21 protein-coding genes are annotated in these 24,961 nt (G+C 37.9%); 14 read left to right on the forward strand and 7 right to left on the reverse strand.

Features of this window, described 5'->3' with window-relative positions; genetic code table 11:
- Positions 1 to 74 precede the first annotated feature (74 nt).
- The 3 genes from ABXT44_RS03505 (at position 75) to folD (ending at position 4,528) form a co-directional block, all read left to right on the forward strand.
- Positions 75 to 1,136: a quaternary amine ABC transporter ATP-binding protein gene (locus tag ABXT44_RS03505; RefSeq protein ID WP_416688135.1), complete on the forward strand. Its 1,062-nt coding sequence runs from the start codon at positions 75 to 77 to the stop codon at positions 1,134 to 1,136.
- 18 nt (positions 1,137 to 1,154) lie between these two features.
- A complete protein-coding gene (locus tag ABXT44_RS03510) occupies positions 1,155 to 3,566 on the forward strand; it encodes an ABC transporter permease (RefSeq protein ID WP_416688137.1) in 2,412 nt (803 codons plus the stop codon).
- 128 nt (positions 3,567 to 3,694) lie between these two features.
- A complete protein-coding gene (gene folD / locus ABXT44_RS03515) occupies positions 3,695 to 4,528 on the forward strand; it encodes a bifunctional methylenetetrahydrofolate dehydrogenase/methenyltetrahydrofolate cyclohydrolase FolD (protein WP_416688138.1) in 834 nt (277 codons plus the stop codon).
- Between the two features lie 6 nt (positions 4,529 to 4,534).
- Here the strand turns inward: folD and ABXT44_RS03520 are convergent, their stop codons facing one another.
- The gene (locus tag ABXT44_RS03520) at positions 4,535 to 5,695 is read right to left on the reverse strand and encodes an aromatic ring-hydroxylating oxygenase subunit alpha (RefSeq protein ID WP_416688140.1); all 1,161 of its coding nucleotides are present in this window, start codon (positions 5,693 to 5,695) and stop codon (positions 4,535 to 4,537) included.
- 98 nt (positions 5,696 to 5,793) lie between these two features.
- Complete coding sequence (locus tag ABXT44_RS03525; protein WP_416653235.1) at positions 5,794 to 6,684, reverse strand: LysR substrate-binding domain-containing protein; 891 nt, start codon at positions 6,682 to 6,684, stop codon at positions 5,794 to 5,796.
- 391 nt (positions 6,685 to 7,075) lie between these two features.
- Between ABXT44_RS03525 and ABXT44_RS03530 the strand changes: the two genes are divergently transcribed.
- Genes ABXT44_RS03530 through ABXT44_RS03550 form a run of 5 tightly spaced genes read left to right on the forward strand, consistent with a single transcriptional unit; the run spans position 7,076 to position 13,497 of the window.
- Entirely contained in the window at positions 7,076 to 8,422 is a 1,347-nt protein-coding gene (locus ABXT44_RS03530) for an NAD(P)/FAD-dependent oxidoreductase (RefSeq protein ID WP_416688141.1), read from the forward strand.
- Between the two features lie 3 nt (positions 8,423 to 8,425).
- Positions 8,426 to 9,688: a sarcosine oxidase subunit beta family protein gene (locus ABXT44_RS03535; protein WP_416688143.1), complete on the forward strand. Its 1,263-nt coding sequence runs from the start codon at positions 8,426 to 8,428 to the stop codon at positions 9,686 to 9,688.
- Positions 9,689 to 9,699: 11 nt separating this feature from the next.
- Entirely contained in the window at positions 9,700 to 9,990 is a 291-nt protein-coding gene (locus tag ABXT44_RS03540; RefSeq protein WP_416688145.1) for a sarcosine oxidase subunit delta, read from the forward strand.
- The gene (locus ABXT44_RS03545; protein ID WP_416688147.1) at positions 9,987 to 12,935 is read left to right on the forward strand and encodes a sarcosine oxidase subunit alpha family protein; all 2,949 of its coding nucleotides are present in this window, start codon (positions 9,987 to 9,989) and stop codon (positions 12,933 to 12,935) included. The genes ABXT44_RS03540 and ABXT44_RS03545 overlap by 4 nt, the downstream gene beginning before the upstream one ends.
- Complete coding sequence (locus ABXT44_RS03550) at positions 12,928 to 13,497, forward strand: sarcosine oxidase subunit gamma (protein ID WP_416688149.1); 570 nt, start codon at positions 12,928 to 12,930, stop codon at positions 13,495 to 13,497. Before ABXT44_RS03545 ends, ABXT44_RS03550 begins: the two co-directional genes overlap by 8 nt.
- A gap of 33 nt (positions 13,498 to 13,530) precedes the next feature.
- On the opposite strand, the gene hutC is transcribed toward ABXT44_RS03550, so the two are convergent.
- Positions 13,531 to 14,226 (reverse strand): histidine utilization repressor, encoded by a 696-nt coding sequence (gene hutC, locus ABXT44_RS03555; protein ID WP_416688151.1) that lies wholly within the window; start codon positions 14,224 to 14,226, stop codon positions 13,531 to 13,533.
- A 96-nt stretch (positions 14,227 to 14,322) separates the two neighbouring features.
- On the opposite strand from hutC, the gene hutU reads away from it, so the two are divergent.
- The 5 genes from hutU to ABXT44_RS03580 all read left to right on the forward strand — a co-directional run bounded on the left by hutU (position 14,323) and on the right by ABXT44_RS03580 (position 20,742).
- On the forward strand, positions 14,323 to 15,966 hold the full coding sequence (gene hutU, locus ABXT44_RS03560) for a urocanate hydratase (protein WP_271558782.1): 1,644 nt from the start codon (positions 14,323 to 14,325) through the stop codon (positions 15,964 to 15,966).
- A gap of 7 nt (positions 15,967 to 15,973) precedes the next feature.
- Entirely contained in the window at positions 15,974 to 17,467 is a 1,494-nt protein-coding gene (gene hutH / locus ABXT44_RS03565) for a histidine ammonia-lyase (protein ID WP_416688415.1), read from the forward strand.
- A complete protein-coding gene (hutI, locus tag ABXT44_RS03570; protein WP_416688153.1) occupies positions 17,464 to 18,675 on the forward strand; it encodes an imidazolonepropionase in 1,212 nt (403 codons plus the stop codon). The genes hutH and hutI overlap by 4 nt, the downstream gene beginning before the upstream one ends.
- 21 nt (positions 18,676 to 18,696) lie before the next feature.
- Positions 18,697 to 20,064: a formimidoylglutamate deiminase gene (gene hutF, locus ABXT44_RS03575; RefSeq protein ID WP_416688155.1), complete on the forward strand. Its 1,368-nt coding sequence runs from the start codon at positions 18,697 to 18,699 to the stop codon at positions 20,062 to 20,064.
- 93 nt (positions 20,065 to 20,157) lie between these two features.
- On the forward strand, positions 20,158 to 20,742 hold the full coding sequence (locus tag ABXT44_RS03580; RefSeq protein ID WP_416688157.1) for a HutD family protein: 585 nt from the start codon (positions 20,158 to 20,160) through the stop codon (positions 20,740 to 20,742).
- A gap of 13 nt (positions 20,743 to 20,755) precedes the next feature.
- On the opposite strand, the gene ubiG is transcribed toward ABXT44_RS03580, so the two are convergent.
- Positions 20,756 to 21,472, reverse strand: coding sequence for a bifunctional 2-polyprenyl-6-hydroxyphenol methylase/3-demethylubiquinol 3-O-methyltransferase UbiG (gene ubiG / locus ABXT44_RS03585; RefSeq protein WP_416688159.1), 717 nt, complete (start codon positions 21,470 to 21,472; stop codon positions 20,756 to 20,758).
- Positions 21,469 to 21,918 (reverse strand): peroxiredoxin, encoded by a 450-nt coding sequence (locus ABXT44_RS03590; protein WP_416688161.1) that lies wholly within the window; start codon positions 21,916 to 21,918, stop codon positions 21,469 to 21,471. The genes ubiG and ABXT44_RS03590 overlap by 4 nt, the downstream gene beginning before the upstream one ends.
- Positions 21,919 to 21,970: 52 nt before the next feature.
- On the opposite strand from ABXT44_RS03590, the gene lepA reads away from it, so the two are divergent.
- Entirely contained in the window at positions 21,971 to 23,758 is a 1,788-nt protein-coding gene (gene lepA, locus ABXT44_RS03595; RefSeq protein ID WP_416688163.1) for a translation elongation factor 4, read from the forward strand.
- On the opposite strand, the gene ABXT44_RS03600 is transcribed toward lepA, so the two are convergent.
- Positions 23,755 to 24,141, reverse strand: a complete 387-nt coding sequence (locus ABXT44_RS03600; RefSeq protein ID WP_416688165.1) for a GFA family protein — start codon at positions 24,139 to 24,141, stop codon at positions 23,755 to 23,757. The two genes, lepA and ABXT44_RS03600, sit on opposite strands and share 4 nt — an antisense overlap.
- On the reverse strand, positions 24,138 to 24,920 hold the full coding sequence (locus ABXT44_RS03605; RefSeq protein WP_416688167.1) for a cytochrome C assembly family protein: 783 nt from the start codon (positions 24,918 to 24,920) through the stop codon (positions 24,138 to 24,140). The genes ABXT44_RS03600 and ABXT44_RS03605 overlap by 4 nt, the downstream gene beginning before the upstream one ends.
- Positions 24,921 to 24,961: the final 41 nt, after the last annotated feature.

The raw sequence follows: 24,961 nt of genomic DNA on the forward strand, positions 1-24,961 counted from the left end.
CTAATAACTTTCAGACAGAAGATATTTTTTGTATACTACAGTTATAAGATTTAAATCAATTTTGGAATTTTTATATGACACCTAAAGGAACTACCATTCAAAGCAAACAACCTGTCATCAAGTGTGACTCGGTCTATAAAATTTTCGGTGATAATGCAAAAAAATTATTGCAAGAAGCCAACGGTAAGGTTGATGCTCAAGAATTCCAGGATGCTGGCTGCGTAGTTGGTGTGAATAGTGCTTCATTTGAAGTGTATGAAGGTGAGATGCTGGTTGTAATGGGTCTTTCAGGTTCTGGAAAATCAACACTACTTAGATGTATTTCTAGGCTAACAGATACAACAGCTGGAAATATATATATTGATGGAGAGGATCTTCTTGCACTTAATTCTAAAGAGCTTATCGAACTTAGAAGAAATAAAATGGGAATGGTTTTTCAAAGCTTTGCACTACTACCCCATAAAACCGTACTAGAAAACATTGCATTTCCCTTACAAGTTAAAGGAAGTAGTACTAACGATAGTATGAAAAGAGCAATGGAAATGGTTGAACTTGTTGGTCTGACAGGCCGTGAAAATTACTTTCCTAGAGAGCTCTCAGGTGGTCAGCAACAAAGAGTTGGAATTGCTCGCTCATTAGCGGTTGAACCAGATATTTGGTTTTTAGATGAGCCATTCTCTGCCCTGGACCCATTAATTCGAAAAGAAATGCAAGATGAATTTTTGAGATTACAAGGTGTATTAAACAAAACAATTCTATTTGTTACTCATGACTTCGATGAAGCATTAAGACTCGCTGATCGAATCGCAATTATGAAAGATGGCATTATTGAGCAGTTAGATACCCCAGCTAATATTGTTCTTAATCCAGCAACTGAGTATGTTCGTAAGTTTACTGAAGAAGTTCCTAGAGAAAAAGTTCTAAAGATTGAGTCAGTCATGGATCCTGTTGGCAGCTCTGATGAAGAGTTGAGTGAACTTCAGGTTTCTAAAGACGCAATTATTGAAACTGTTGCGGAAGCAGTGCTTAGTGAACAAAAGCCGGTAGCTGTATTGGATGAAAATAATAATATAGTTGGCGTTTTAAATTGCTCTACTATTATTCATGTCCTTTTTGGTGATCGCTCTAAATCATAATACTTAGATAAACTGACTATGGAATTTCTTAAAAATAATCCTAAACTACTTCAATTTGGCATTGTTTTAATTGTTTTTTTTATTCTCATGTCTATGACGGGAGAATATCACGATATTATTTTGCTGCGTGATGGTTTTGCTAATAAAGTTAATTCTGGAGAAATTGATGCCGTAGTTGGTTTATCGGAGTCATTTAGAATGATTCTAAGTGGTCAGCTCCCACCCCAATTAGTAAGACTTCCAGAATTAAACTTCTTTAACCCAGTTACTGATACTTCAATAGTATTTAAACTCATAGCTCTCTTAACTATTCTTGGCTTGCTATTTAGAAACTTTCTTTTTACTACTAAAGAAACTAGAGATCTTCCAATTGTCTGGTTTAAACAAAACTGGACAAAGTTATTTGTTTATATACCTGCCGGAATTATTGTTGGCTTTCTAATCCTACCAACACTATTGAATTGGTTTTTTGGTGACATCACCACAAGTAGTTTTTGGACAATGAACCAAATCATTAATGATTCTGCAGAATTTGTAATGTACGAATGGTGGCCGGTTGAAATTTACGATCCAGATATTGAAGATTATGACGAATCTGCAATGGTTAAGGAGATAACTAGAGGTTTTTCTCGCTCTATTCTTTTTGCTATTGAGTTTATTCGTGAGATCTTATTGGGTGGAATTAAAACAATTGTTGCCTTTACAAGCTGGGAGTGGTCTGATGCGAATGAGTGGGCAGTTTGGCCCGGACTTCCTTGGACTGTTGTGTCCGCCTCAGCGATTATGATTGGCTATTTTTTAAGTGGAAGAGGTTTGGCAATATTGGCTGCTTTTTCTACTATATATATCAGTGTTTTTGGTCAGTGGGAGCCTGCCATGGAAACGCTCTCATTTGTTCTAGTTGCTGCTCCAATATCTTTTATTTTAGGTCTTAGTCTGGGTGTTTGGGCCTATAAGAGTAAAACTACTGAAACAGTCTTAATGCCTCTGCTAAACGTAGCACAGACAATGCCCCATTTCTCTTACCTTGTTCCAGTCATGGTTTTCTTTGGTGTAGGCGATCATGCAGGCGCTATAGCAACTATTATATTTGCAACGCCGCCGATGATCAGACTGACACTTCTTGGCTTAAAAAAGGTTTCTCCTGAAGTTATTGATGCGGGGATGATGAGTGGCTGTAATAACTTTCAACTGATGTCTAAAGTTTTAATTCCTTCAGCTAGAAGAGATATTCTGATTGGCGTAAACCAGGTAATTATGCAGTGCCTAGCGATGGCAGTAATTGCTTCATTTATTGGCGCAAAAGGTTTAGGTTTTAATTTACTTCTTGCACTAAATCAGCTAAAAATAGGCCAAGCTTTAGAGCTTGGTATTTGTATTGTCCTTATTGCGGTATTTTTAGATAAACTTTCTCTGGCATGGGCTAATAAGCAAACTGATTATTTTGCTGACCTACCTTTCATTGAAAGACATAAGTATGCGGTATCTTTTGCTGCCATTCTTTTCGTTGGAACTTTGTTGGCATATCTTGGAACGTTTTTGTTTAGGGACGGAATCAATTATCTTTATATGATTCCACACAACAAGGGTTACACATCTCAACTTTTTTGGCAGTCAGGTGTTGACTGGATTTGGGATACTTTTTTCTTTTCATTGCAGGGGTTTAACACTTGGTTAATTCAGGATGTCCTTATTCCAATGAAGACGGCTTACCTCTCGATGCCAGTCATAGCGACCTTTACACTCGTCATGGGCGTTGGCTATATTATTGGTGGGATAAGGTCTGCGCTGGTCGTTGGTGGTTTTTTACTGGTTATTGCTCTTTTACAATGGTGGGAGAGAGCTCTTATTACAGCCTATATGGCAAGTTTTGGCGTTATTGTATCTGGTTTAATTGGAATAACCGTTGGCTCTCTTTGTGCCAGAAACAAGATTGCAAGTAAGATTATTTTGTTGGTTTGTGATACCTTTCAAACCTTTCCTTCGTTTATCTACTTGATACCAGTTATTATGCTTTTTGGTGTTACAGACACCTCTGTACTAATTGCTGTAATTGTGTATGCGACTATTCCAGCAACTCGATACACAGTAGAGGGCCTCACAAGCGTTCCTCAAGCACTTCAAGATGCTGGCTCAATGTCTGGCGTTAATCGGATGCAGAGATGGCTTAAAATAGAAATGCCTCTTGCATTACCTCACATCATGTTGGGCCTTAATCAAACTGTTGTTTTTGCCCTATTTATGGTCATCATTGGTGCAATGATTGGAACTGATGATTTAGGACAATTTATATTGAAAGCTTTATCTGATAAACAGGGTATTGGTAATGGCTTGTTGCTAGGTTTATGTGTTGCTTTTATTGGACTTGCTGTCGATCATCTTATTCAAACATGGGCAACACAAAGAAGAAAATTACTGGGCATAGATTAAAACTAATCTAAGGTGATTTAAAGACTCTTTTTTAAAATTCAAACCTAATTGAAATTAATTACTAATTTAAATGTTGTTTGCCACGATAATATTACTTTTGTATTTATAAAATCTGGAGAGTTGTTAAGATGAAGATTATAGATGGCAGAGTTCTTGCTGAAAATCTTAGAAAAAATATTGCTAATGAGGTTAAGCAGTATTCTAGACCTCCCGGACTAGCAGTCATTTTAGTTGGTGATGATGAAGCTTCTAAGGTCTATGTAAGAAATAAATCTAAAGCTTGCGTCCAGGTTGGGTTTTATTCAGACCAAATTCATAAATCATCAAATATTACTCAAGAGGAGTTATTATCTGAAGTTAAAAGGCTGAATGAAAATAATAATATTGATGGCATCTTGGTTCAGCTTCCTTTGCCGGCTCACATTGATGCAAATGTCATAATTGAGTCGATTATTCCCGAAAAAGATGTTGACGGCTTTAGTAGTGAAAATATTGGCAAGTTAAGTTTAAAAAAACCGTTCATTAGTCCTTGCACTCCAAGAGGCGTTATGAAAATGTTAGCCTCTATCAAGTGTGACTTAAGGGGTAAGGATTGCGTAATCATCGGCGCTTCAAATATTGTTGGAAGGCCAATGGCAATGGAGCTTCTTAATGCTGGTGCTACAGTTCAAGTTTGCCACAAGGAAACAAAAGATATTAAGCTTAAAACTAAGTCAGCAGATGTTATTGTTGCCGCTGCTGGAGTTGCAAACTTAGTTAATGCTGACTGGATAAAAGAAGGCGCCGTTATTATCGATGTTGGTATTAATAGACTTGAAGATGGATCTCTGACGGGTGATGTGGATTATGAAGCCGTCAAAGGAATAGCCTCTGCTATCTCTCCTGTTCCTGGAGGTGTTGGTCCAATGACTATTGCAGTTTTGCTTGAGAATACTTTAACAGCCTACAAAGCAAGGTTATAAATTAGCTTACTGTTTTTCCCTAAAGTCTTTTAAAAGTTTAGCTACCCACTGATGAAAGCAATGGGTAGCGCTGTCCATTACTGGTGAGAATTTTCCGCCATCAAACATTAATCCACTTCTTCCGCGCTGCATTCCTTCTACAACTCCAACATCCTCTTTAAATACAGTTTTCCAAAATGAGGCATTAGAGTCTATAAGTTTTTTTAGTTCTGGCATTTCAGAAGGATTTTTTGCATAATAAAGTGAGACATGCTCAATTGTTTTATTTGTAGAGATCGGCTCTATAATTATTGAGTAGAAGTGATCTCTATGGATTCCCAAAAGTACGTTTGGATACAAGGCTATGTATTCACTTTTCGTATCCCACTCATCTGACAAATTTTCAAAATCTGGAAATATGTTGCCATCATCACTTTTCATTTGGTTATAGACATGAGAGCCTTGCCCAGAGAAATGACCCATCTCCTCAATATGATAGTGATCTTCTATGCTTGAAGTAACATTAAGCTCAGGGTGGACCCAAGGAAGATGGTAGCTTTCACAATAGTTTTCAACTGCTAGCTTCCAGTTAGTATCTAGATTAAGTTTGAATGAAGAGCTCTCACCTCCATGATGAAGGGGTTTTTCAAACTCAGACCATCTCGCCATTGCTTTTGAGGCGTATTCATTAAACTCCTTAGAAGAATTAGAAATATTCACAAAGATAACATCTTGCCAGACCGCAGATCGAATTTTAAAGAGACTAAGCTCTTCATTTTTAATAGAATCATGAGTATTTATATCTGTACCTCCAACCATGGGTGTTGCACACAAATCACCATCAAGATTGTAACACCAGCTATGATATGGACAGCTTATCACTCCTTTTATGTTTGTTGGCTGATCAATTAATATCATTCCTCTATGGCGACAAGTATTTTGAAATACATTAATATCTCCACTTGAGTTGCGAACCAACATCAAAGGCATTCCAACAAAGTTCAGTGGCTTTATATCGCCTGGATTTGGTATATCACTACCAGTGCCAATTGCTGACCAATTGTCAAACAAAATTGCTTTTTTTTCTTCTTCAAATACAGCATTACTGACATAGTGCTCGTTAGGTAGTCCTTTAGCTTTATCAGTTGATGTTAGGACAGAGTCTAAGTTACTAAGTGGAATAGACATGAAGAGAAAGTTGAAGTAAAAAACGCTATGATACTATCAGCGTAAAGAAATTATTCTTAATAAAATTACTCTAAAAAATTGAATATATTTCAATTAATTTATGATTTTGAAATTAGAAAATCTCTTAAAATTTTAACATTTTCAGGGAGCAAATCTTCTTTTTCACTCATAATATATATCGCCGACGGCGCTGGTATTGATGTGTCGCCCAGAACAACAAGCTCTCCACTATCAATTTTAGGCTTACACAGACGCTTCCAACCTAAGACTATTCCCATTCCATCAGAAGCAGCTTGAAGGGCAATCATATAATTATTGACATGAGTTCCTGGTGAGATTTTTCCTTTGTATCCAAGAGCATTAAACCAAGAGAACCAATTTGACCAATTTTTATCTTTTGCTCTGAGATGAATGAGAGGCGCTTGCGCTAGATCTTCAACAGTAATATTTGGGTATTCTTTGGCAAAACTAGGGCTACATACTGGAACAAGTTCATCTTGAAAAAGAGTGTGCTTTTGATTTGACTCATTCTCAACAAAACCATAGCAAATTTTTAAATCAACAGCAATCCCTTGAGAATCAGGATTATCAGTTACATGTTGATTAACAGGTATTTCTGGATGTTGTTTCCAAAACTCTGCTAAATGAGGCGGGAGCCAAAGAAAAGAAATGGCAGTAGTAGCGCTAATAATTACCTCTTTATCTGTAGCAGAGCGCCTAAGATTTGCAAGTGTTGAAGAAATTGCTGTAAAGCTACTTTGAAGAACAGCAAATAAAGATTCTCCGTGATCGGTTAAATTATTACCATGGTGTTTCCTATCAAATAACGAAAGACCAAGTTCGGTTTCTAAAAACTTAATTTGGTGGCTAACTGCACCTGGAGTAACTCCAAGTTCTTCAGCAGCACCCTTAAAACTTCTATGACGAGCAGCAGTCTCAAAGGTTGCAAGAGAGGTTAGTGGCGGTAATTTATAGTATCTACGAGACATAGTTGTTTCCTAAATGTTGAATCCAAGTATACTTTCTTTTTGTATATGCAGCCTTCATAATAGACCTTTTTTAACTATATTAGAGCAAATATTCATAATTAAATATAACTGATACTTATTAATACATGTTTTTTCAAGCTCTATTTAGCGCCTTATATTGCATAATTAGCTAAATATATTTAAAATATTATTAATTTCTGGCACATTAACAAAACTTAAATAAAGTATATTATTATTTTTTGTATAACTATAGAATTATTTTCACTTTAGTTTGAATTTTTTAACTACTTAGTGCTTTCAATTTAAAGATAATAATGATAACTAAAAAACTAGATTTTATTTAAATTTAAGCTTTCATTTCTATAAACAAAAAAATACAAGGAGTTTTAGTATGTCTTTACCAAGTCAAGCCGAATATGTTATTGCTGGTGCAGGAATTCATGGATTATCAACTGCATGGAGATTAGCTGAGCGACTCACTGCAAATGGAGAGGGAGTTAATGGTCGTATTGTCATAATTGATAAGGCAAATAGAATTGCAGCCGGAGCAACTGGAATTGCTTGCGGTGTTGTTCGTAATAATTATTTTCAACCTGCTATGAGAAAATTGATGGCCCATTCAGTTAGTATCTGGGAAAGTGATCCAGATGCTTTTAGTTATCATCCAAACGGATATATGCAAATTTCATGCGAAAAAATGCGTGAGGATGTTAAGCAAATCCATGCTGAACAAGCTGCAATTGGCTATGAAAGTGTTTTTATTGAGGGTGAGGAAGAGTCGCGTGATTACATGCTAAATATGTTTGATGATTGGCAAGCGCAAGGAATTACTTCAGTTCTTCATGAAAAGCCAGGTGGCTATGCAAATAATGTTAAAGCGATGGAAGGTCTTTCTAAAAAAGTATTGGATTTAGGCGTTACTGTTGTTCTTGAAACTGAGATAACAGGTTTTGTTTCTGAGGGAAATGGTCAAAGAGTTACTGCGGTTGAGACAGATAAAGGAACAATTGCATGCGATAATTTAATTATTGGAGCTGGCCCTTGGGTTCGTGATTTTTGGCGTATGTTAGGCCTTCCGTCTCAAATTGAATTAAAGGATCTTGAAGGTGAGGTTCATCAAGATATTGATATGTGGCGTTTTTGGCAGTTAGAAGAGGGTGTCTTAGAAATTGATCCTGAAACTTTAGTAACCAATGATGGTAAGATTCCGCCAGTTCTTCATATTGATACTGATGCGCCTTTGTATTCTACTGTAGATGGCTCACTTATTACGGATGAGCTATGGGGAATCTATTACAAGCCTGATTGGAGCTTTGGTGGCATCCAGGGAGGGGCTTCACCTTATACAGTTGATACACCTGTTAATGAAGTTGCTATCGATCCATATGGCCCTGAAAGTAAAGAGTTTACAGCAAGTAAAGATTTCCCTGAAATGTGGGTTTCTGCTCTTGCGCATTGTCATAAAAGATTTGAAGGTATGATGCCTCATTATCATAAAGAGGCATCAGGCGGAATTGGTTGCTTTACTCCAGATAGTTTCCCTGTAATTGATACTTACAATGAAAATGTAACAATAATTGCAGATAGTAATCATGGATATAAAATGCTTGGTGTTGGCTGTTTAGTTGCTGAAGAGTTATTAGGTGAAAAGCAAGAGCTTCTAGAGCCGTTTAGGTTTAGCCGCTTTCAAGCAGGCAAGTTACACCCAGTTTCTAATAGCCCTTATCCTTGGAGCTAAAAAGTGAGTAAAACACCTTTTTCTGGCTTTAAGGTTCTCAAAGAAGCGCTAACTGGTCATAAAGGCTGGGAGCCAACTTGGCGTGATGCTGAGCCAAAAGCTGATGGGTATGATGTTGTCATCGTTGGTGGAGGCGGTCATGGTTTAGCGACTGCTTACTATTTAGCAAAAAATCATGGTATTACCAATGTTGCTGTTGTTGAAAAAGGCTGGATAGGCGGTGGTAATGTGGGAAGAAATACAACCATTATTAGATCAAATTATTTACTGCCTGGAAATGAGCCTTTTTATGAATTTTCACTGAAGCTTTGGGAGAATCTTGAGCAAGATTTAAACTATAACGCAATGGTTTCTCAGCGCGGTATTATGAATTTAATCCATTCTGATGCTCAGCGTGATGCATTTATTCGAAGAGGCAATGGTATGTTATTTGCTGATGCGGGCTGTGAATTTATAGAAGCAAAAGAAGTAAAAGAAAGGTATCCATTTTTAGATATGGATAACCCAAGATTCCCAATTAAAGCTGCTTTAGCTCAGCCTCGCGGAGGCACTGTTCGTCATGATGCCGTAGCTTGGGGATACGCAAGAGGCGCTAGTGATCTTGGAGTGGATATTATTCAAAACTGTGAGGTTACAGGCTTTAACATTGAAAATGGTAAATGTTTAGGCGTTCAAACAACTAAAGGTGAAATTAAAGCTGGAAGAGTTGGAGTTTGCGTTGCAGGCTCATCTGGAAGAGTAATGGCTAAAGCAGGAATTAAACTACCCATTGAAAGTCATGTTCTTCAAGCTTTTGTAACTGAAGGCCTTAAGCCAGTAATAGATAATGTAATTACTTTTGGTGCTGGGCACTTTTACTGTTCTCAGTCTGACAAAGGCGGTCTTGTTTTTGGTGGTGATATTGATGGCTATAACACTTATGCTCAACGTGGAAACCTGCCTGTTGTTGAAGATGTTTGCTCTGGCGGCATGGCTATTATGCCGATGATTGGCCGAGCTAGATTGCTTAGAATGTGGGGAGGGGTTATGGACATGTCAATGGACGGCTCACCATTTATAGATAGCACTGAAATTGATGAATTATTTTTTAATGGCGGTTGGTGTTATGGTGGTTTTAAAGCAACACCTGCTAGTGGTTACTGTTATGCCCACTTACTTGCTACAAACTCATCGCACGAGGTAGCAACGGCATATAAGCTTGATCGATTTAGACGCGGCGCAATGATAGATGAGAAAGGTGTTGGCGCTCAACCAAATCTGCATTAGGAGGACATAATATGATAATAAATCATCCATTACTTGGCCCTCGTGATTCTGAAGAATTTGTTTACCTAGGTTCAGCTGATCTTATAAAACGTCCCACTAATTGGGAGCAAGATGCATCTGCTGAAGACTTTTACCAATACCAATACATTAGAGAAAATATTGCTGGTGATCATCGTGAGCTTTGGTACCACGAGCAGGGCGATCAGTCTTGGTTGGTTGTTACTAGAAATACTTTATCACATGAAATTCTTAATGTTGAGTTAGCTCAAGATGTTTCAAGAGTCATAGGTAGAGGAAAATGAGACAAATTAATCGAATAAAAGACGGCTTAGTAAATCAAAAAAAATCTATAAGCTTTACTTTTAATGGCCATATATTAACTGGTTACGAAGGTGATACGCTTGCATCAGCCTTACTTGCGAATAATAAAAAATTAGTTGGGCGCTCTTTTAAGTACCATCGTCCGCGTGGTATAGTTACTGCCGGCTCTGAGGAGCCAAACGCAATTATGGAGATTGGAAATGGTCCCTATAAAGATCCAAATACTAGAGCAACTATTACAGAGTTATATGACGGATTAGAAGCAAATAGTCAAAACCATAAAGGCCCATTAGGTTTCGATCTTATGGCTATTATAGATTTTTTATCTCCGCTTGTTGGTGCTGGTTTTTATTATAAAACTTTTATGTGGCCTAAAGCTTTTTGGGAAAAGTTTTATGAGCCTGCAATTCGAAATGCTGCTGGACTAGGAACTCTCTCTACTGAGCCTGATCCAGATACTTATGATAAAGGTTTTCGTTATTGTGATATTCTAATTATTGGTGCTGGCGCAACTGGGTTATCAGCTGCAATTACTGCTGCTAGCTCTGGCGCAAAAGTTATACTTGCTGATGAAGACTTTTTAATGGGTGGAAGGCTAAATACTGAGTCCATAAAAGTTAATGGTATGTCTGGCAGTAAGTGGGCAAAAGATACAGTTGCTGCATTGAGCGCAATGGAAAACGTTACATTGATGTCAGATACGACTATTTTTGGCGTTTATGATCATGGCATTTATGGCGCAATCGAAAATAGATCTTTAGAGGCTAGGGAAGATAAAGATAAGCCTCGTCAGGTTAACTGGAGAATCTATGCTAAACGCTCAATTCTTTGTGCTGGTGCAATTGAAAGATCAATAGCTTTTGGTAATAATGATCGTCCTGGCATAATGCTCGCAAGCGCTGTTAGATCTTATGCAAATAGATTTGCAGTTACAACAGGTGATAAAGTTTCAGTCTATACAAATAATGATGATGGCTGGAATACTGCGAGAGACCTAGTTTTAAAAAATATAAGAGTTGTTGCTGTAATTGATTCGCGCTCAATTAAACCTGTTTTAAGAGTTCCAGGTGCTGAAATTTTTATGGGTACAGACGTTGTTGACACTAAGGGGCGAAAAGCACTTAAATCAATAAAGCTTTCTAATGGAAAAATAATTAATACGGATTGCCTAGCTGTCTCGGGTGGATGGAATCCAAACTTACATTTAACTTGTCATCACCGCGGCATTCCAAAGTGGAATGATGAGATTGCTTCTTTTATTCCAGATGAATCAAATCCACCTGGTATGTCAGTTGCGGGAAGAGCTAAAGGAACAATGGTACTATCTGATGCAATTGTTGAAGGGCACAATGAGGGCTCTTCTGTTGCTTCAGATCTAGGCTATAAAGTTAAAGAATCAGATCCAGCTGAAACTCCTAAAGTTTTATATAGCGTAACTGCAAACTGGGGCGTCCCAAGTGGAAAAAATCGTGCTTGGGTTGATCTTCAAAATGACGTTACTGCAAAAGATATTAAGCTTGCAAACCAAGAGGGATTTAAATCAGTTGAGCATGTTAAGCGCTATACAACCTTAGGTATGGCTACTGATCAAGGTAAAACTGCTAACGTTCTTGGAATTGGTATTATGGCTGACAATATGGGCCAAACCATGGAACAGACTGGAACTACAATATTTAGGCCTCCCTATTCTCCAGTAGCAATTGGAGCATTTGCTGGAAGAAGGCGTGGAATGGAATTTTATCCAACGCGTTATACTCCAAGCCATAAATGGTCTGTTGAGCAAAATGCTATTTTTGTAGAGGTTGGAATGTGGTATCGCTCTCAATGGTTTCCACTTCCAGGCGAGACTCATTGGCGTGAATCTGTTGATCGTGAGGTAAAACAAACAAGAGCATCAGTTGGTATTTGTGATGTAACAACTCTCGGTAAGATCGATATTAAAGGTGCTGATGTTTCAGAGTTCCTTAACAAAGTCTATGTAAATGCTTTTGCAAAAGTGCCAGTGGGTAAAACTCGTTATGGCCTAATGCTTCGTGAAGATGGCATGGTAATGGATGATGGAACAACTGCGAGGCTTTCTGAAAATCATTTTGTAATGACTACAACCACTGCAAATGCTGTTAACGTTTATCGTCATTTACAGTTTTGTCATCAATGCTTATGGCCTGATCTAGATGTTCACATGATTTCAGTTACGGAGCAGTTTGCACAGTATGCAGTTGCTGGTCCAAACTCGCGAAAGTTACTGCAAAAAGTTGTAGATTCTGATTGTGATATTTCAAATGAAGCATTCCCATACATGGGTGCTGGTGAGATTACAGTTTGTGGCGGAATACCAGCAAGGCTCTTTAGAATATCATTTTCAGGTGAATTGGCGTATGAAATTGCTGTTCAAACTCGCTATGGCGACTCACTCATGAGAGTCCTAATGGAGGCAGGTGAAGAATTTAATGTTGTGCCTTATGGAACCGAAGCCCTAGGCGTAATGCGAATTGAAAAAGGTCACGCTGCTGGTCCAGAGCTTAATGGTCAAACTAGCGCTTATGACTTAGGAATGGGTGGGATGATTTCTGGCAAGAAAGACTTTATAGGTTACAAGCTTGGATTGCGTGAAGACCTTCTTCGTGACGATCGCATGCAGATGGTTGGTTTTAAGCCAGTAAATACTCAAGATCTTCTTCAGGCTGGCTCACACCTCCTTAATTTAAGAGATAAGCCATCGACTGAAACAGATCAAGGTTGGATTTCATCTTGTATTTATTCACCAATATTAGGTCACTATATTGGTATTGGTTTTATTAAGAGCGGACACAGCCGTAAAGGCGAATTTGTTCGAGCAGTTGACTTAGTGAGAGGCAATGATATTGAAGTTGAGATATGCAGCCCTCACTTTGTTGATCCAGAAGGAGAGCGTTTACGTGTCTGATTATGAATTAGTAGTAGAATCCGCACTTGATGGTGCTGAGCATCAGTTTGAGGGAGTAACTGTCTCAGAAGTTGTTGGTAAGTCATTAGTTATGGTTGCATTACCAAGGTCCAAATTTAAAGAGATTGAGTCATCAATGACAAAGTCTTGTGGCCTATCGCTTCCTGAAATGGAACAATCAACTCAATCTAAAGACTCATCCATAACGCTTTGGCGTTTACAGAAAAACCAAGTTCTAGCTTATTTTTCTTATGAAGGAAATGATGCGGAAGCAAATATTGTAAACAGATTAAATGCTCCTGCCTACTATACTGATCAATCTGATACTTGGGCGATGATTAGGGTTAATGGCCCAAGAAGCAGAGATGTTTTGGAACGAATTTGTCCAATCGATCTAAGTAAAAATGTATTTTCTGTTGGTAATGTCTCTAGAACTATTATGGAGCATATTGGAACGATAATTTATAGAGATAAAGAAGACTCCTATGTCCTTCTAACGATGCGATCTTTCGGAGTCTCAATGCTGCATGCTATAGAAGTATCAGCGAAGAATGTTTTGTAATTAAATTTAGTTTCATTAGTAGTTTCAGAAAAATCAAGTCTCTAAACGATAACGATTACCTGGATGCGTTAATCTGCTAAAGGTAACTGGGATGTTATCACTCCATGTCACTCTAGAAATTAAAATACAAGGCATTAACGGTTCAATTTGTAAATATTTTGCAGTCACTTTATCTGCAGCAATAGCTTCAACAATATGCTGAGCTCCAGACAGAGGAAGTATTTTTTTGAGATAGTGATTTGCCGTTACTTTACTAAGATCAATATCTAAATAGTCAGGAGCCGAGTCTTTATTGATATAACGCTCCTCTAATTGAATAGGCTGGTCATTTTCAAAATGAAGAACCAGTGAGTAAAATATGTGAGACTCAGACTTTAGGCTAAGGTGATGACAGGCTTGTAATGGTGCAACAATTTCTTTTTGTTGAAGTGCTATCGAGTGAAAGCGATTTCCACGTGACTTGACCTCTTTAGCAATATCTCTAATCTGTAAGGCAGATTTAATGGGCTTGTTTTCGTTAACAAAGGTGCCTAAACCTTGAATACGGTACAAGACGCCTTCTTCAGTAAGCTCTCTTAGAGCTCTATTGGCCGTCATACGACTTACTCCAAACTGCTCACAAAGTTTATTTTCCGAAGGCACTTGGCTGTGCTCAAGCCATTGTTGGCTACTTATGCCTTCAATAATATGACGTTTTAAGGCTTGATAATGAGGAGTATTTTTTTTCATATTTCTATTATACGCAACTCTTAAAAAATTGATTGTCTATACTTGTATATACAAGTATACTTTTGGTATATAGATAATTAAATAATAGGAACCAAAATGATTAAAGCACCACATGGGAATAAATTAAGTTGCAAAGGATGGCATCAAGAGGCTGCTATGCGTATGCTAATGAATAATTTAGATCCTGATGTGGCAGAACATCCAGAAGATCTTATCGTCTATGGAGGTAATGGAAAAGCAGCTCGTAATTGGGATTGTTATCATAAAATTATTTCTACATTACAACGACTAGAAAATGATGAAACACTTTTAATTCAGTCGGGTAAACCTGTTGGTGTTTTTAGAACGCATGAAGAGTCACCACGAGTTATTATTGCAAACTCTCACTTAGTCCCTAGATGGGGGACTTGGGATAAATTTCGAGAATATGAACAAGCTGGCTTAACTATGTATGGACAAATGACTGCTGGCTCATGGATATATATTGGCTCTCAGGGAATTCTGCAAGGTACTTACGAAACTTTTGCTGAGTGTGCTAAACAAAATTTTGATGGTGAGTTAGTGGGTAGATTAGTGGTTACAGCAGGTCTTGGCGGTATGGGCGGAGCTCAGCCGTTAGCTGCAACCATGAATGGTGGCTCTTGCTTAGCAATTGAAGTTGATGAGTCTCGCGCACAAAAGCGTTTAGAGAAGGGTTATGTTGATGAAATATGCTATAACCTCGATGAAGCATTAGAAAAAGTACTAAAAGCAAAAGAGCAAAAGCAACCTTTATCGGTAGCTATTGTTGCCAATGTTGCCGACGTTTTGCCTGAAATGTTAAAGCGAGGTATTATTCCTGATGTATTGACAGATCAAACATCTGCCCACGACTTGCTGTTGGGTTATCTTCCATCGGGATATAACGTTAAAGAGTCTGAAGAGTTTCGTACTAAAGATCCAAAAGGTTATCAAGAGGCTGTATTGGATTCGATGCAAGTTCATATTGGTGCAATGCTAGAAATGCAAAAACAAGGTGCTATCACTTTTGACTATGGCAATAACATCCGCGGCCAAGTTGCTGATCATCGTGGAATGAGTGAGGCTTTTGATATTAAAGGTTTTGTACCACTCTACATTCGTCCTTTATTTTGTGAGGGATCTGGACCTTTCAGATGGGCTGCACTCTCAGGTGACCCTAAAGATATTCACGTTACTGATAAGGCTATTTTAGAGACTTTTCCTCAAAATGAGTCTCTTGCTAAGTGGATTCATAAGGCACAAAATCAAATTCAATTCCAAGGTCTTCCTGCTAGAATTTGTTGGCTTAAGTATGGAGAGCGAGAAGAAATGGGGCTTAAATTTAATTGGTTAGTCAAAAAAGGTAAGGTTGCTGCTCCAATTGTAATCGGAAGAGATCATTTAGATTGTGGATCAGTTGCATCACCGAATCGAGAAACAGAAGGTATGAAAGATGGTTCAGACGCTATTGCAGATTGGCCACTATTGAACGCTATGCTTAATACTGCTTGCGGTGCTAGCTGGGTTTCTATTCACCATGGCGGCGGCGTGGGTATTGGTTATTCAATTCATTCAGGTATGGTAAGTGTTGCTGACGGAACGGCAATGGCTGATCGCCGGTTATCTCGAGTTCTTTCAGCGGATCCAGGAACTGGTGTCATGCGTCATGCAGATGCAGGTTATGATGTTGCTATTAAAACTGCGAAAAACAAAGGCGTTGATTTGCCAATGATAGGGTGAAAAATTGATTACTTTAGATAATATATACCCAGACCTTGAGCGAACGATTGACGCGCTATATCAAGATAAGAGTGCACTAGAAAAATCACGCGCTATAGTTGATCATGCTCTTGATGATGGTAATAGCTATTACGGAATAAACACTGGGTTTGGTTTTTTAGCAAATAAAAAAATTGACGCAGAGCAGCTGGAAAAATTACAGCATAACTTGTTATTAAGTCACGCTGTTGGTCTTGGAGATTCTATTCCAAAAAATATTACTAAGTTAATGTTACAACTTAAAATTGTTGCTCTTAGTTTGGGTTATTCAGGTGTTTCAGTTGAGGTTGTAGAGCGTCTCATGCTATTTTTGAAAAATGACTGGATACCAGTTGTACCTTGCAAAGGTAGTTTAGGTGCTTCGGGAGATTTAGCGCCTTTGGCGCATTTAGCTTTACCATTATTAGGAAAGGGCTACTTTTGGAGTGCTAAAGACAACGAGCAACTTAGGGCAAAAACGGTCCTTAAAAATGCAAATTTAGAGCCAATTAATCTTAAGGCAAAGGATGGCCTTGCACTTATTAATGGCACTCAAATGATGACAGCCTATGGTGCGCATATTTTGGAGAGAGCAAACAGCTTATTAAAAAATGCCGATATTTTAGCAGCTATTTCTTTAGAAGCCTTGATGGGAAGTGCTCGTCCCTTTGATGAGCGCATTCAGGCTATAAGGCCTCATCCAGGGCAAAAGGCTGTAGCTTCGAATATTCGCCTACTGTTAACCGACTCTGCGATATTGGAAAGTCATAAAAATTGTGATAAAGTGCAAGATCCTTATTCACTTCGATGTATTCCCCAAGTGCATGGAGCTACTCGTGATTTATTGGAGTACGCATCTGGAGTAATTGAGCGAGAACTTAATTCAGTAACGGATAATCCTTTGGTTTTTAGTGATGGCGACATAATCAGTGGGGGTAATTTTCATGGACAGCCACTTGCTCTAGCTATGGATTCTGCGGCTATTGCAATAGCAGAGATTGCTAGTATTGCTGAGCGTCGAATTTATTTATTATTGCGCGGTCTGGATGGACTCCCAACTGTATTAGTGAATGACTCTGGTATCAATTCTGGTTTTATGATTCCACAATATACTGCTGCCTCATTAGTTTCACACAATAAGGTGCTTTGTCATCCTGCATCTGTTGACTCTATTCCATCGTGCTTAGGACAAGAAGATCATGTGAGTATGGGCAGTATTTCTGCTATTAAGCTATTGGAAGTGTTAAATAATGTTGAGCAAGTTTTAGCAATTGAAGCTTTTACTGCAGCTCAAGCACTCGACTTTCGTAAACCTTTAAAAGCTGGCAAAGGAGTGGAGGCAGCGCATCAGGAGATTCGCAAAAGAGTGTCTCATAAAGATGCAGATGAGTTTTTTGGAGATGATATTGATGCTTGTATTGATATGCTAAGAGGTAATCACATCCTTAAAGAGGTAGAAAAAAAAATAGGTAAGCTTCAATGAATCGAATTGAAAATATTACAATAGCTCAATGCTTAGATCAAGGTGTTCAAAATGATGTTCATTTGATTGAAAATGCCACAGTTGTCTGGCAAGAAGATATTATTGTATGGGTTGGAAAAACAAAAGAAATGCCAGAGCAATATGAGCATAGCAATATTGTCCTTCAAAATGGAGGTTTTTTAGTTCCAGGATTGATTGATTGCCACACTCATTTAGCTTTTGGTGGCTGGAGGGCAGATGAGTTTGGTGAGCGAGTTTCTGGCACTCCTTATGCTGAAATTACCAAGCGAGGTGGAGGTATTTCATCAACTGTTGCCGATACACGAGCAGCCAGTAAAGAAGAATTGATTGAAAAAGCGAATGGGTTTTTAACTGAAATGACAGCTTTAGGAGTCACAACTGTTGAATGTAAGAGTGGTTATGGACTCAATATTGATGATGAATTTAAGATTTTAAGTGCTTATGATGATCTAAAAAAAATTACCTCTTTGACCTTAGTGTCGACCTTTTTGGGCGCGCATTTAGTTCCAAAAGAAACGTCAAGAGAGGATTATTGTCGAATGATAATTGAAGAAATGATTCCTAAAATTGCAGAGCAGAAGTTGGCTGAATTTTGTGATATATTTATTGATGATCATGCTTTTACTCAGACTGAAGCTCGACCAATTATTGAGGCTGCCAAAGCACATGGCTTAAAAATAAAACTTCATGTAGATCAACTTAGTGGGGATGGCGGTGCAGAATTTGCTGCTGATTGTGGAGCCTTTTCAGCTGATCATTTGGAATATGTGTCTGAAGAGGGCATCAAAGCACTAAAAAAATCAGGAACTATAGCTGTTACCCTTCCTTTAGCTAGTCTTTATACCTTTCAAAAATCTCTTGATGCAAGAATGCTCATTGATGCTGGGGTAGAGGTTGCTTTGGCAACAGATTTTAATCCCGGTTCAGCTCCAAGTAATCACTTACCATTAGCTATGATGTTGGGTTGTACGCTTAACCGGATGAGCCCTAAAGAAACGTTAAAGGCGGTAACTCTTTATGCAGCTAAAGCTTTAGATAAGGCTGATAAAATTGGCTCTATAGAAGTTGGAAAGTGCGCAGATTTTGCGTTAATAGACACGCCATCAATTGAGCATTGGATGTATCATTTTAAAGCCAATGCTAATTGTTTGACGGTTAAAAATGGACATATCATTTATCAACTGTAATACCATTAAAAGGATTTTTAGATGAAAAACTGGAAATTTAAAGGAATGTATCTTAAGAAGGGGTGGATTTCACCTGCCTATGTCAGCACTGATGATAATGGTAAAATTTTAAGCATTGACTCCCATTCTTCTGAAGCAGTTGATGAATCTGTTGAGGGTTACGCAATTGCTCCTATTCCTAATGCTCATTCACATGCCTTTCAATATGTTATGGCTGGCCTGACTGAGAATATTCCAAAAGGACACCAGGGAGATAACTTCTGGTCTTGGCGTGAGCGAATGTATGCAGTTGCAGACCAAGTAAATCCTGAACAAATGGAAGTTATTGCCTCAATGCTTTATGCTGAAATGTTAAGGTTAGGATATGATCAAGTAGTAGAATTTCACTATTTAAATAAAGATTCAAATGGCCAGTCTTATAATAATCCAAATGAAATGGCTGAGCGATTAATTAGTGCTGCAAAGCGAGTAGGTATGAAAATTACAATGACTCCTGTTTACTATCGTACTGCCGGTTTTAATCAGGGGCCTTCTGAAGCGCAGCGTCGCTTTCAGTATGAGTCAACGGATGCTTATTTTTCTCAGATTGAGGATTTAATAAGCAAATACCAGGATGATTCTGAAGTCAAAATTGGTTATGGGCAGCATTCTCTTAGGGCAGCCGACGTTGAGGAGACTAAAGAAATTTTTGCATATAGCTCCCAAATGCCATGCCATATTCATATTTCAGAGCAAACTCAGGAGGTTGAAGGTTCTTTGAAGCATCTTGGTGCTCGTCCAGTTGAGTGGCTAGCAAATGAAGTAGGTATGGGCAAAAATACTAACTTAATTCATAGTACTCATATAACTGACAATGAAATGCAAAGCATAATTAGAGCAAAAGCTAATGTGGTGATTTGCCCAAGTACTGAGGGTAATTTGGGTGATGGATATTTCCCAATTTCAGATTTTATTGAGGCAGGAGGTCGTTGGTGTATTGGATCTGATTCTCACATTGGTATTAATCCTTTTGAAGATTTAAGATTGTTAGATTATGGCCAGCGAATGAGTAAGCAGAAACGAAATATTATGCTTAATGGTAGGCCAGGTGATAGTGCGGCTATTTCTTATGACACTATTTTTGATAATGGTCATTTGGCCTCAGGTGAGAGTAAAAATGATTACTTTCAAGTGGGAGATGATCTAGATGCTTTAATTATCAACTCTCACTCGCCTTTAATGACAAGAGATGCGAATGATGGTCGGTTATCAACAATTGTCTATGCGCTCGATAATTCTGCTATTTACGGTCGTATAAAGTCTGGTGAATGGTTGGTTAAGAAGGGTGTTCACATCATTCATGACGAAATTACTCAAGATTTTAGCAAAACTGTAAATGACATTAATTAATTCTGAGACATTAGCATATGTTCAGATTTATTGTGAAAATTAGCTTGAAGTGATTTATTTTGAGATAAGAGCTCTCAATGCCCTTAAGAAATCATGATGAAGCCATTTAAAATATATTCACCTCAGAGTTTTCAGACACTCCCCTGGAGAAATGGTTTAGGCTCAACTGTTGAACTATTGGCTGAAACTCCAAATAAAAACGAGGCCTTTTCTTGGCGCTTAAGTATTGCATCAGTTGCCAACGATGGCCCTTTTTCTGATTTCAGTGGTTATGATCGTACTTTGTTATTACTCGAAGGTTCTGGGATAACCCTCAATAAGCCTAATGGAATCTTTAAAGTGCTAAATTCATCACTTGATTATGCAAATTTTAAAGGTGAGGATTTGATTGACGCTACTCTTCATAATGGCCCTATTAAAGATTTTAATATTATGACTTTACGTTCGATTTGTACCTCAAGTGTCACAGCTATTGATGAAACTAGCGAGTCTTTACTTAATATTAATGCTGATAAATTACTTGTGTACAGTATCAAGCCAGTCAATATTCAAATTGGGTTAGAGGCAAGTATTAGTCTTGAAGCCAATCATTTGTTGCAATTTAATTACTATATAAACAACACAATGATATTAGATAAAACTCAGGCAATTGTGATTCAAATTAACTACAAAAAATAAGATATCAATTTGTTTATTTTGTTTCTACCCCTTTTTTGTATTGCGTCATATAATTAACGCTTACATCATCACCTAGTTTGTATTTTTTAGTAATTGGGTTGTAAGTCATTCCAATCATTGAGCTAATTGATAAATCCCAAGTTCGAGCCCAACCATCAATCTCACTTGGGCGTATAAACTTCTCGTAGTTATGAGTCCCCTTAGGTAGGAGATTTAAAATATATTCTGCACCAACAATAGCAAAGAAATATGCTTTTGGATTTCTATTAATTGTTGAGAAAAAAACCCTTCCATTTGACTTAACTAATTTAGAGCAAGCTTCAATAACTAATGATGGGTCTGGAACATGCTCTAGCATTTCAAGACATGCTATGACATCAAAAGACTCTTGTTCAGATTCTACTAATTCTTCTACAGATATAAACTTATAGTCAATATCAAGGCCAGACTCCAGCAAATGAAGTTTAGCAACTTCAAGGCCTGCTTCAGCTAGATCAATACCAACCACATTTGCGCCTTCAAGTGCTAGAGACTCACTCAGTATTCCACCACCACACCCTACATCAAGAATGCGCTTACCTTCGAGATTGCCTCCGCACTGCTCTTTGATATAGTTAAGACGAAGCGGATTAATATCATGAAGCGGTTTAAACTCTGAATTTTTGTCCCACCAGCGCGCTGCTAGGACTGCAAATTTATTTACCTCTTCGTGGTCAACGTTTGAGTTCATAGTGCCTTTATAAAGTCGAGTACTTCTTCAGCATGACCATCCACCTTGACTTTATCCCACTGCTTGAGAATGTCTCCGTCCGGGCTAATAACGAAAGTCGATCTGACGATACCGATGTGCTCTTTGCCGTACATTTTTTTAAGCTTTAAAACATCAAACTGCTTACACAAAGACTCGTCCTCGTCTGAGATTAGGTCAATTGTGTAGTTGAACTTTTTGATGAATTTATCGTGCGATGCAATGGAGTCTCTAGAGACGCCATAGATCACTGAATTATTTGCAGCAAAGTCATCATTGAGCCTAGTAAAGTCGTTGCCTTCAATGGTGCATCCAGGGGTGTCATCTTTTGGATAAAAGTAGAGAACAATGTTTCTTCCCTGGTTGTCAGGAATGTCAATTTTTAGATTACTTGTGGCGACACATGTAGTGGGGTTTATTTTATTCATATACGATATAATCTCATGGCTTTAATTTTAAAGCAGTCATTTTATCATTGTTATGCAAAACATCCGAAATTTTTCTATCATTGCGCACATAGATCATGGCAAGTCAACAATTGCTGATCGCTTTATTCAGCATTGCGGTGGACTCAGTGATCGTGAGATGTCGTCACAAGTTCTTGACTCTATGGATATTGAGAAAGAAAGAGGGATTACGATTAAATCACAAAGCGTTTCTTTGCAATACAATGCTAAAGATGGTCAAACATATCAATTTAATTTAATTGACACGCCAGGACATGTTGATTTTTCATATGAAGTTTCTAGATCTCTTTCGGCTTGTGAGGGGGCACTATTAATTGTTGATGCCTCTCAAGGTGTTGAAGCTCAAACAGTCGCTAATTGTTATACTGCTTTAGATCAAGGTCTTGAGGTAGTTGCGGTTCTTAACAAAATTGATTTGCCCGCTGCTGAGCCAGAAAGGGTTGTGGATGAGATAGAAGATGTGATTGGTGTAGAAGCTCATGATGCGGTCCATGCAAGTGCTAAATCTGGTATTGGAATTGAAGAAATTCTTGAGCAGATTGTTGAAAAAATTCCTGCCCCAGAAGGCAATGTAGATGCCCCAATTAAAGCGCTCATAATTGATTCATGGTTTGATAATTATTTAGGTGTTGTCTCTTTAATCAGAGTTATTGATGGTGAAATTAAAGCTAAAACAAAGATTAAAATATTCTCCAATAAAAACGAACACTTAGTTGACGAAGTTGGTATTTTTACACCTAAAAGAACTAAGACCGATAGCTTAAAGGCTGGAGAGGTTGGTTACTTAATTGCCAGTATCAAAAATATTGATGGAGCTCCAGTTGGCGACACCATAACTAGTAGTAAAAATCCAGTTGATCAGCCTTTAGATGGTTTTAAACCTGTACAGCCAAGAGTTTTTGCAGGGCTTTTCCCTACATCCGGTGAAGACTATGAGAAATTTAGAGATGCGCTAGCAAAACTCCGCTTAAATGATGCGGCTTTACAGTATGAGCCCGAAAACTCCGACGCACTTGGGTTCGGCTTTAGGATTGGCTTTTTAGGCCTTCTTCATATGGAGATTGTTCAGGAGCGTCTTGAGCGTGAATATGACTTAGACTTAATTACGACTGCGCCAACAGTAATCTATGAAATTCTTGATACTAAGGGCAATGTAACAAAAATCGATAGCCCATCAAAACTTCCTCCAGTTCAGACTATAGCTGAATTTAGGGAGCCAATTATTACAGCAAATATTTTAGTAACTAGTGAGTATGTTGGGCCAGTAATAAGCCTTTGTGTTGAAAAGAGAGGTGTTCAAAAAAATATAAACTATATGGGTAGGCAAGTCTCTATTGTTTATGAACTCCCATTAAATGAAGTAGTTTTAGATTTCTTTGATAAACTTAAATCTGCATCAAGAGGTTTTGCCTCTATGGATTATCATTTTGAGCGTTATCAGGCTGCTGATTTAATACGCTTGGATATATTAATAAATAATGAAAGTGTTGATGCTTTGGCTTTAATTATCCATCGTGATAACTCTACTTATAAAGGCCGAGAAATTGCTGAAAAAATGAAGGAACTTATCCCTAGACAAATGTTTGATGTTGCAATCCAGGCATGCATTGGAGTTAAGATAATCTCAAGAACAAATGTTAAGGCACTTAGAAAAAACGTTACGGCAAAGTGTTATGGTGGTGACATTACTCGGAAAAAGAAGTTACTTGAAAAGCAGAAGAAGGGTAAGAAGAGGATGCGTTCAATTGGGAGAGTGGATATTCCGCAAGAGGCTTTTCTTGCAGTTCTTCATATTGATTAAACTATCTCATTTAATTTAGTAAACCATTCAGTATGGTCTTCAATCTGAACTAAAGTAGGCGTAATGTTGGGTGCTTCCATTGTGCTGCCTAACGGTAATAACATCCAACCTTTTGCAGTTTGCCTTGGGACTCGTGATCCACATTTGTTACAAAACGCATTGCCAAAGGTATTTGGCAGAGGTAAAGTGTATTCGCCCCTTTTATTCTCACCTGAGCGCCATAAAAATTGCTCAGGCTTGACAAAAAGATTTGTTGCAAATGCTGCCCCAGTTACTTTTCGACATCGGGAGCACTGACACATTCCAAAGAACTCATAAGGCCCTTTCATTTGCCATGAGACTATGCCGCAAAGGCATTCTCCATTTAAAGTTTTTATACTCATAATATCTCTAAAAAAAACTTGGTACCAAAGTAAGATAAAACCAATATGGAAAAAGCAGTTTGAGTTGATACTGCTATAAGTTTTCCTCTCCAGCCAAAAATCTTACGCCCAAGCAGAATCCCAGCAAAACCAATCCAGGCAATGATTGAGAGGATGGTTTTATAGGTAAGTTTTTGCGTAAAAAAATCATCGATATAGAGATAACCTGAGATTAAAGAGAGGGTGAGGAGCAAAAACCCCATCTTTAATGTTTGATAAAGGAACGCTTCCATAGTTTGAAGTGCTGGAAGCTTATCGACAAAAGTATTAAAGTTATGTTCATGTAAAAAACGCTCTTGGATACTTACAAGGACAGATTGAGCAACTGCAATGGCAAGAAGAGCATATGCACCAATTGACAGAAAAGCATGAGCTGCAATTGACATAGAAATAAGCTTACCTTGGGTTCCTGGAAATAAAAAAGCAATAATGACTGCAAATGCACTTAGAGGGTATACAAGGATCCCTAGAGAGTGAATAGGCTTACTGAAAGAGGTTAGAAATAAAAGTGTAGCTACAACCCATGCTACAAATGAAATGCTCACAGTTAGTCCAAAAAATACACCATCCTGCTGCCACAACTCAAACAAAATATAGCCATGTGAAGAGCAAGCTATTAGAAGCATTAAATTCACAATTGTTCGATGTTGATTTGTTACTGAATCTAAAACAAAATATCTGGTTAGTAATAGACCAGAAAGTAGATAAGCGATAAATGGTAGAGCGTGAAGTAAAGGCATCTCTAGCTTTGTCTTTGCAAAAGATTATATAATACGATATT

The sequence above is a fragment of the Candidatus Pseudothioglobus sp. Uisw_041 genome (assembly GCF_048087625.1).
GTDB lineage: Bacteria > Pseudomonadota > Gammaproteobacteria > PS1 > Pseudothioglobaceae > Pseudothioglobus.

Excerpts from the sequence above, each read along its gene's own strand:
- hutC (WP_416688151.1), bottom strand. The coding sequence starts at position 14,226 with ATGAAAAAAAATACTCCTCATTATCAAGCCTTAAAACGTCATATTATT.
- ABXT44_RS03605 (WP_416688167.1), bottom strand. The coding sequence starts at position 24,920 with ATGCCTTTACTTCACGCTCTACCATTTATCGCTTATCTACTTTCTGGT.
- ABXT44_RS03540 (WP_416688145.1), top strand. The coding sequence starts at position 9,700 with ATGATAATAAATCATCCATTACTTGGCCCTCGTGATTCTGAAGAATTT.
- ABXT44_RS03580 (WP_416688157.1), top strand. The coding sequence starts at position 20,158 with ATGATGAAGCCATTTAAAATATATTCACCTCAGAGTTTTCAGACACTC.
- hutU (WP_271558782.1), top strand. The coding sequence starts at position 14,323 with ATGATTAAAGCACCACATGGGAATAAATTAAGTTGCAAAGGATGGCAT.
- ABXT44_RS03600 (WP_416688165.1), bottom strand. The coding sequence starts at position 24,141 with ATGAGTATAAAAACTTTAAATGGAGAATGCCTTTGCGGCATAGTCTCA.
- ubiG (WP_416688159.1), bottom strand. The coding sequence starts at position 21,472 with ATGAACTCAAACGTTGACCACGAAGAGGTAAATAAATTTGCAGTCCTA.
- ABXT44_RS03530 (WP_416688141.1), top strand. The coding sequence starts at position 7,076 with ATGTCTTTACCAAGTCAAGCCGAATATGTTATTGCTGGTGCAGGAATT.
- hutF (WP_416688155.1), top strand. The coding sequence starts at position 18,697 with ATGAAAAACTGGAAATTTAAAGGAATGTATCTTAAGAAGGGGTGGATT.
- ABXT44_RS03510 (WP_416688137.1), top strand. The coding sequence starts at position 1,155 with ATGGAATTTCTTAAAAATAATCCTAAACTACTTCAATTTGGCATTGTT.
- ABXT44_RS03545 (WP_416688147.1), top strand. The coding sequence starts at position 9,987 with ATGAGACAAATTAATCGAATAAAAGACGGCTTAGTAAATCAAAAAAAA.
- ABXT44_RS03505 (WP_416688135.1), top strand. The coding sequence starts at position 75 with ATGACACCTAAAGGAACTACCATTCAAAGCAAACAACCTGTCATCAAG.
- ABXT44_RS03525 (WP_416653235.1), bottom strand. The coding sequence starts at position 6,684 with ATGTCTCGTAGATACTATAAATTACCGCCACTAACCTCTCTTGCAACC.
- hutI (WP_416688153.1), top strand. The coding sequence starts at position 17,464 with ATGAATCGAATTGAAAATATTACAATAGCTCAATGCTTAGATCAAGGT.
- ABXT44_RS03590 (WP_416688161.1), bottom strand. The coding sequence starts at position 21,918 with ATGAATAAAATAAACCCCACTACATGTGTCGCCACAAGTAATCTAAAA.
- lepA (WP_416688163.1), top strand. The coding sequence starts at position 21,971 with ATGCAAAACATCCGAAATTTTTCTATCATTGCGCACATAGATCATGGC.
- ABXT44_RS03520 (WP_416688140.1), bottom strand. The coding sequence starts at position 5,695 with ATGTCTATTCCACTTAGTAACTTAGACTCTGTCCTAACATCAACTGAT.
- folD (WP_416688138.1), top strand. The coding sequence starts at position 3,695 with ATGAAGATTATAGATGGCAGAGTTCTTGCTGAAAATCTTAGAAAAAAT.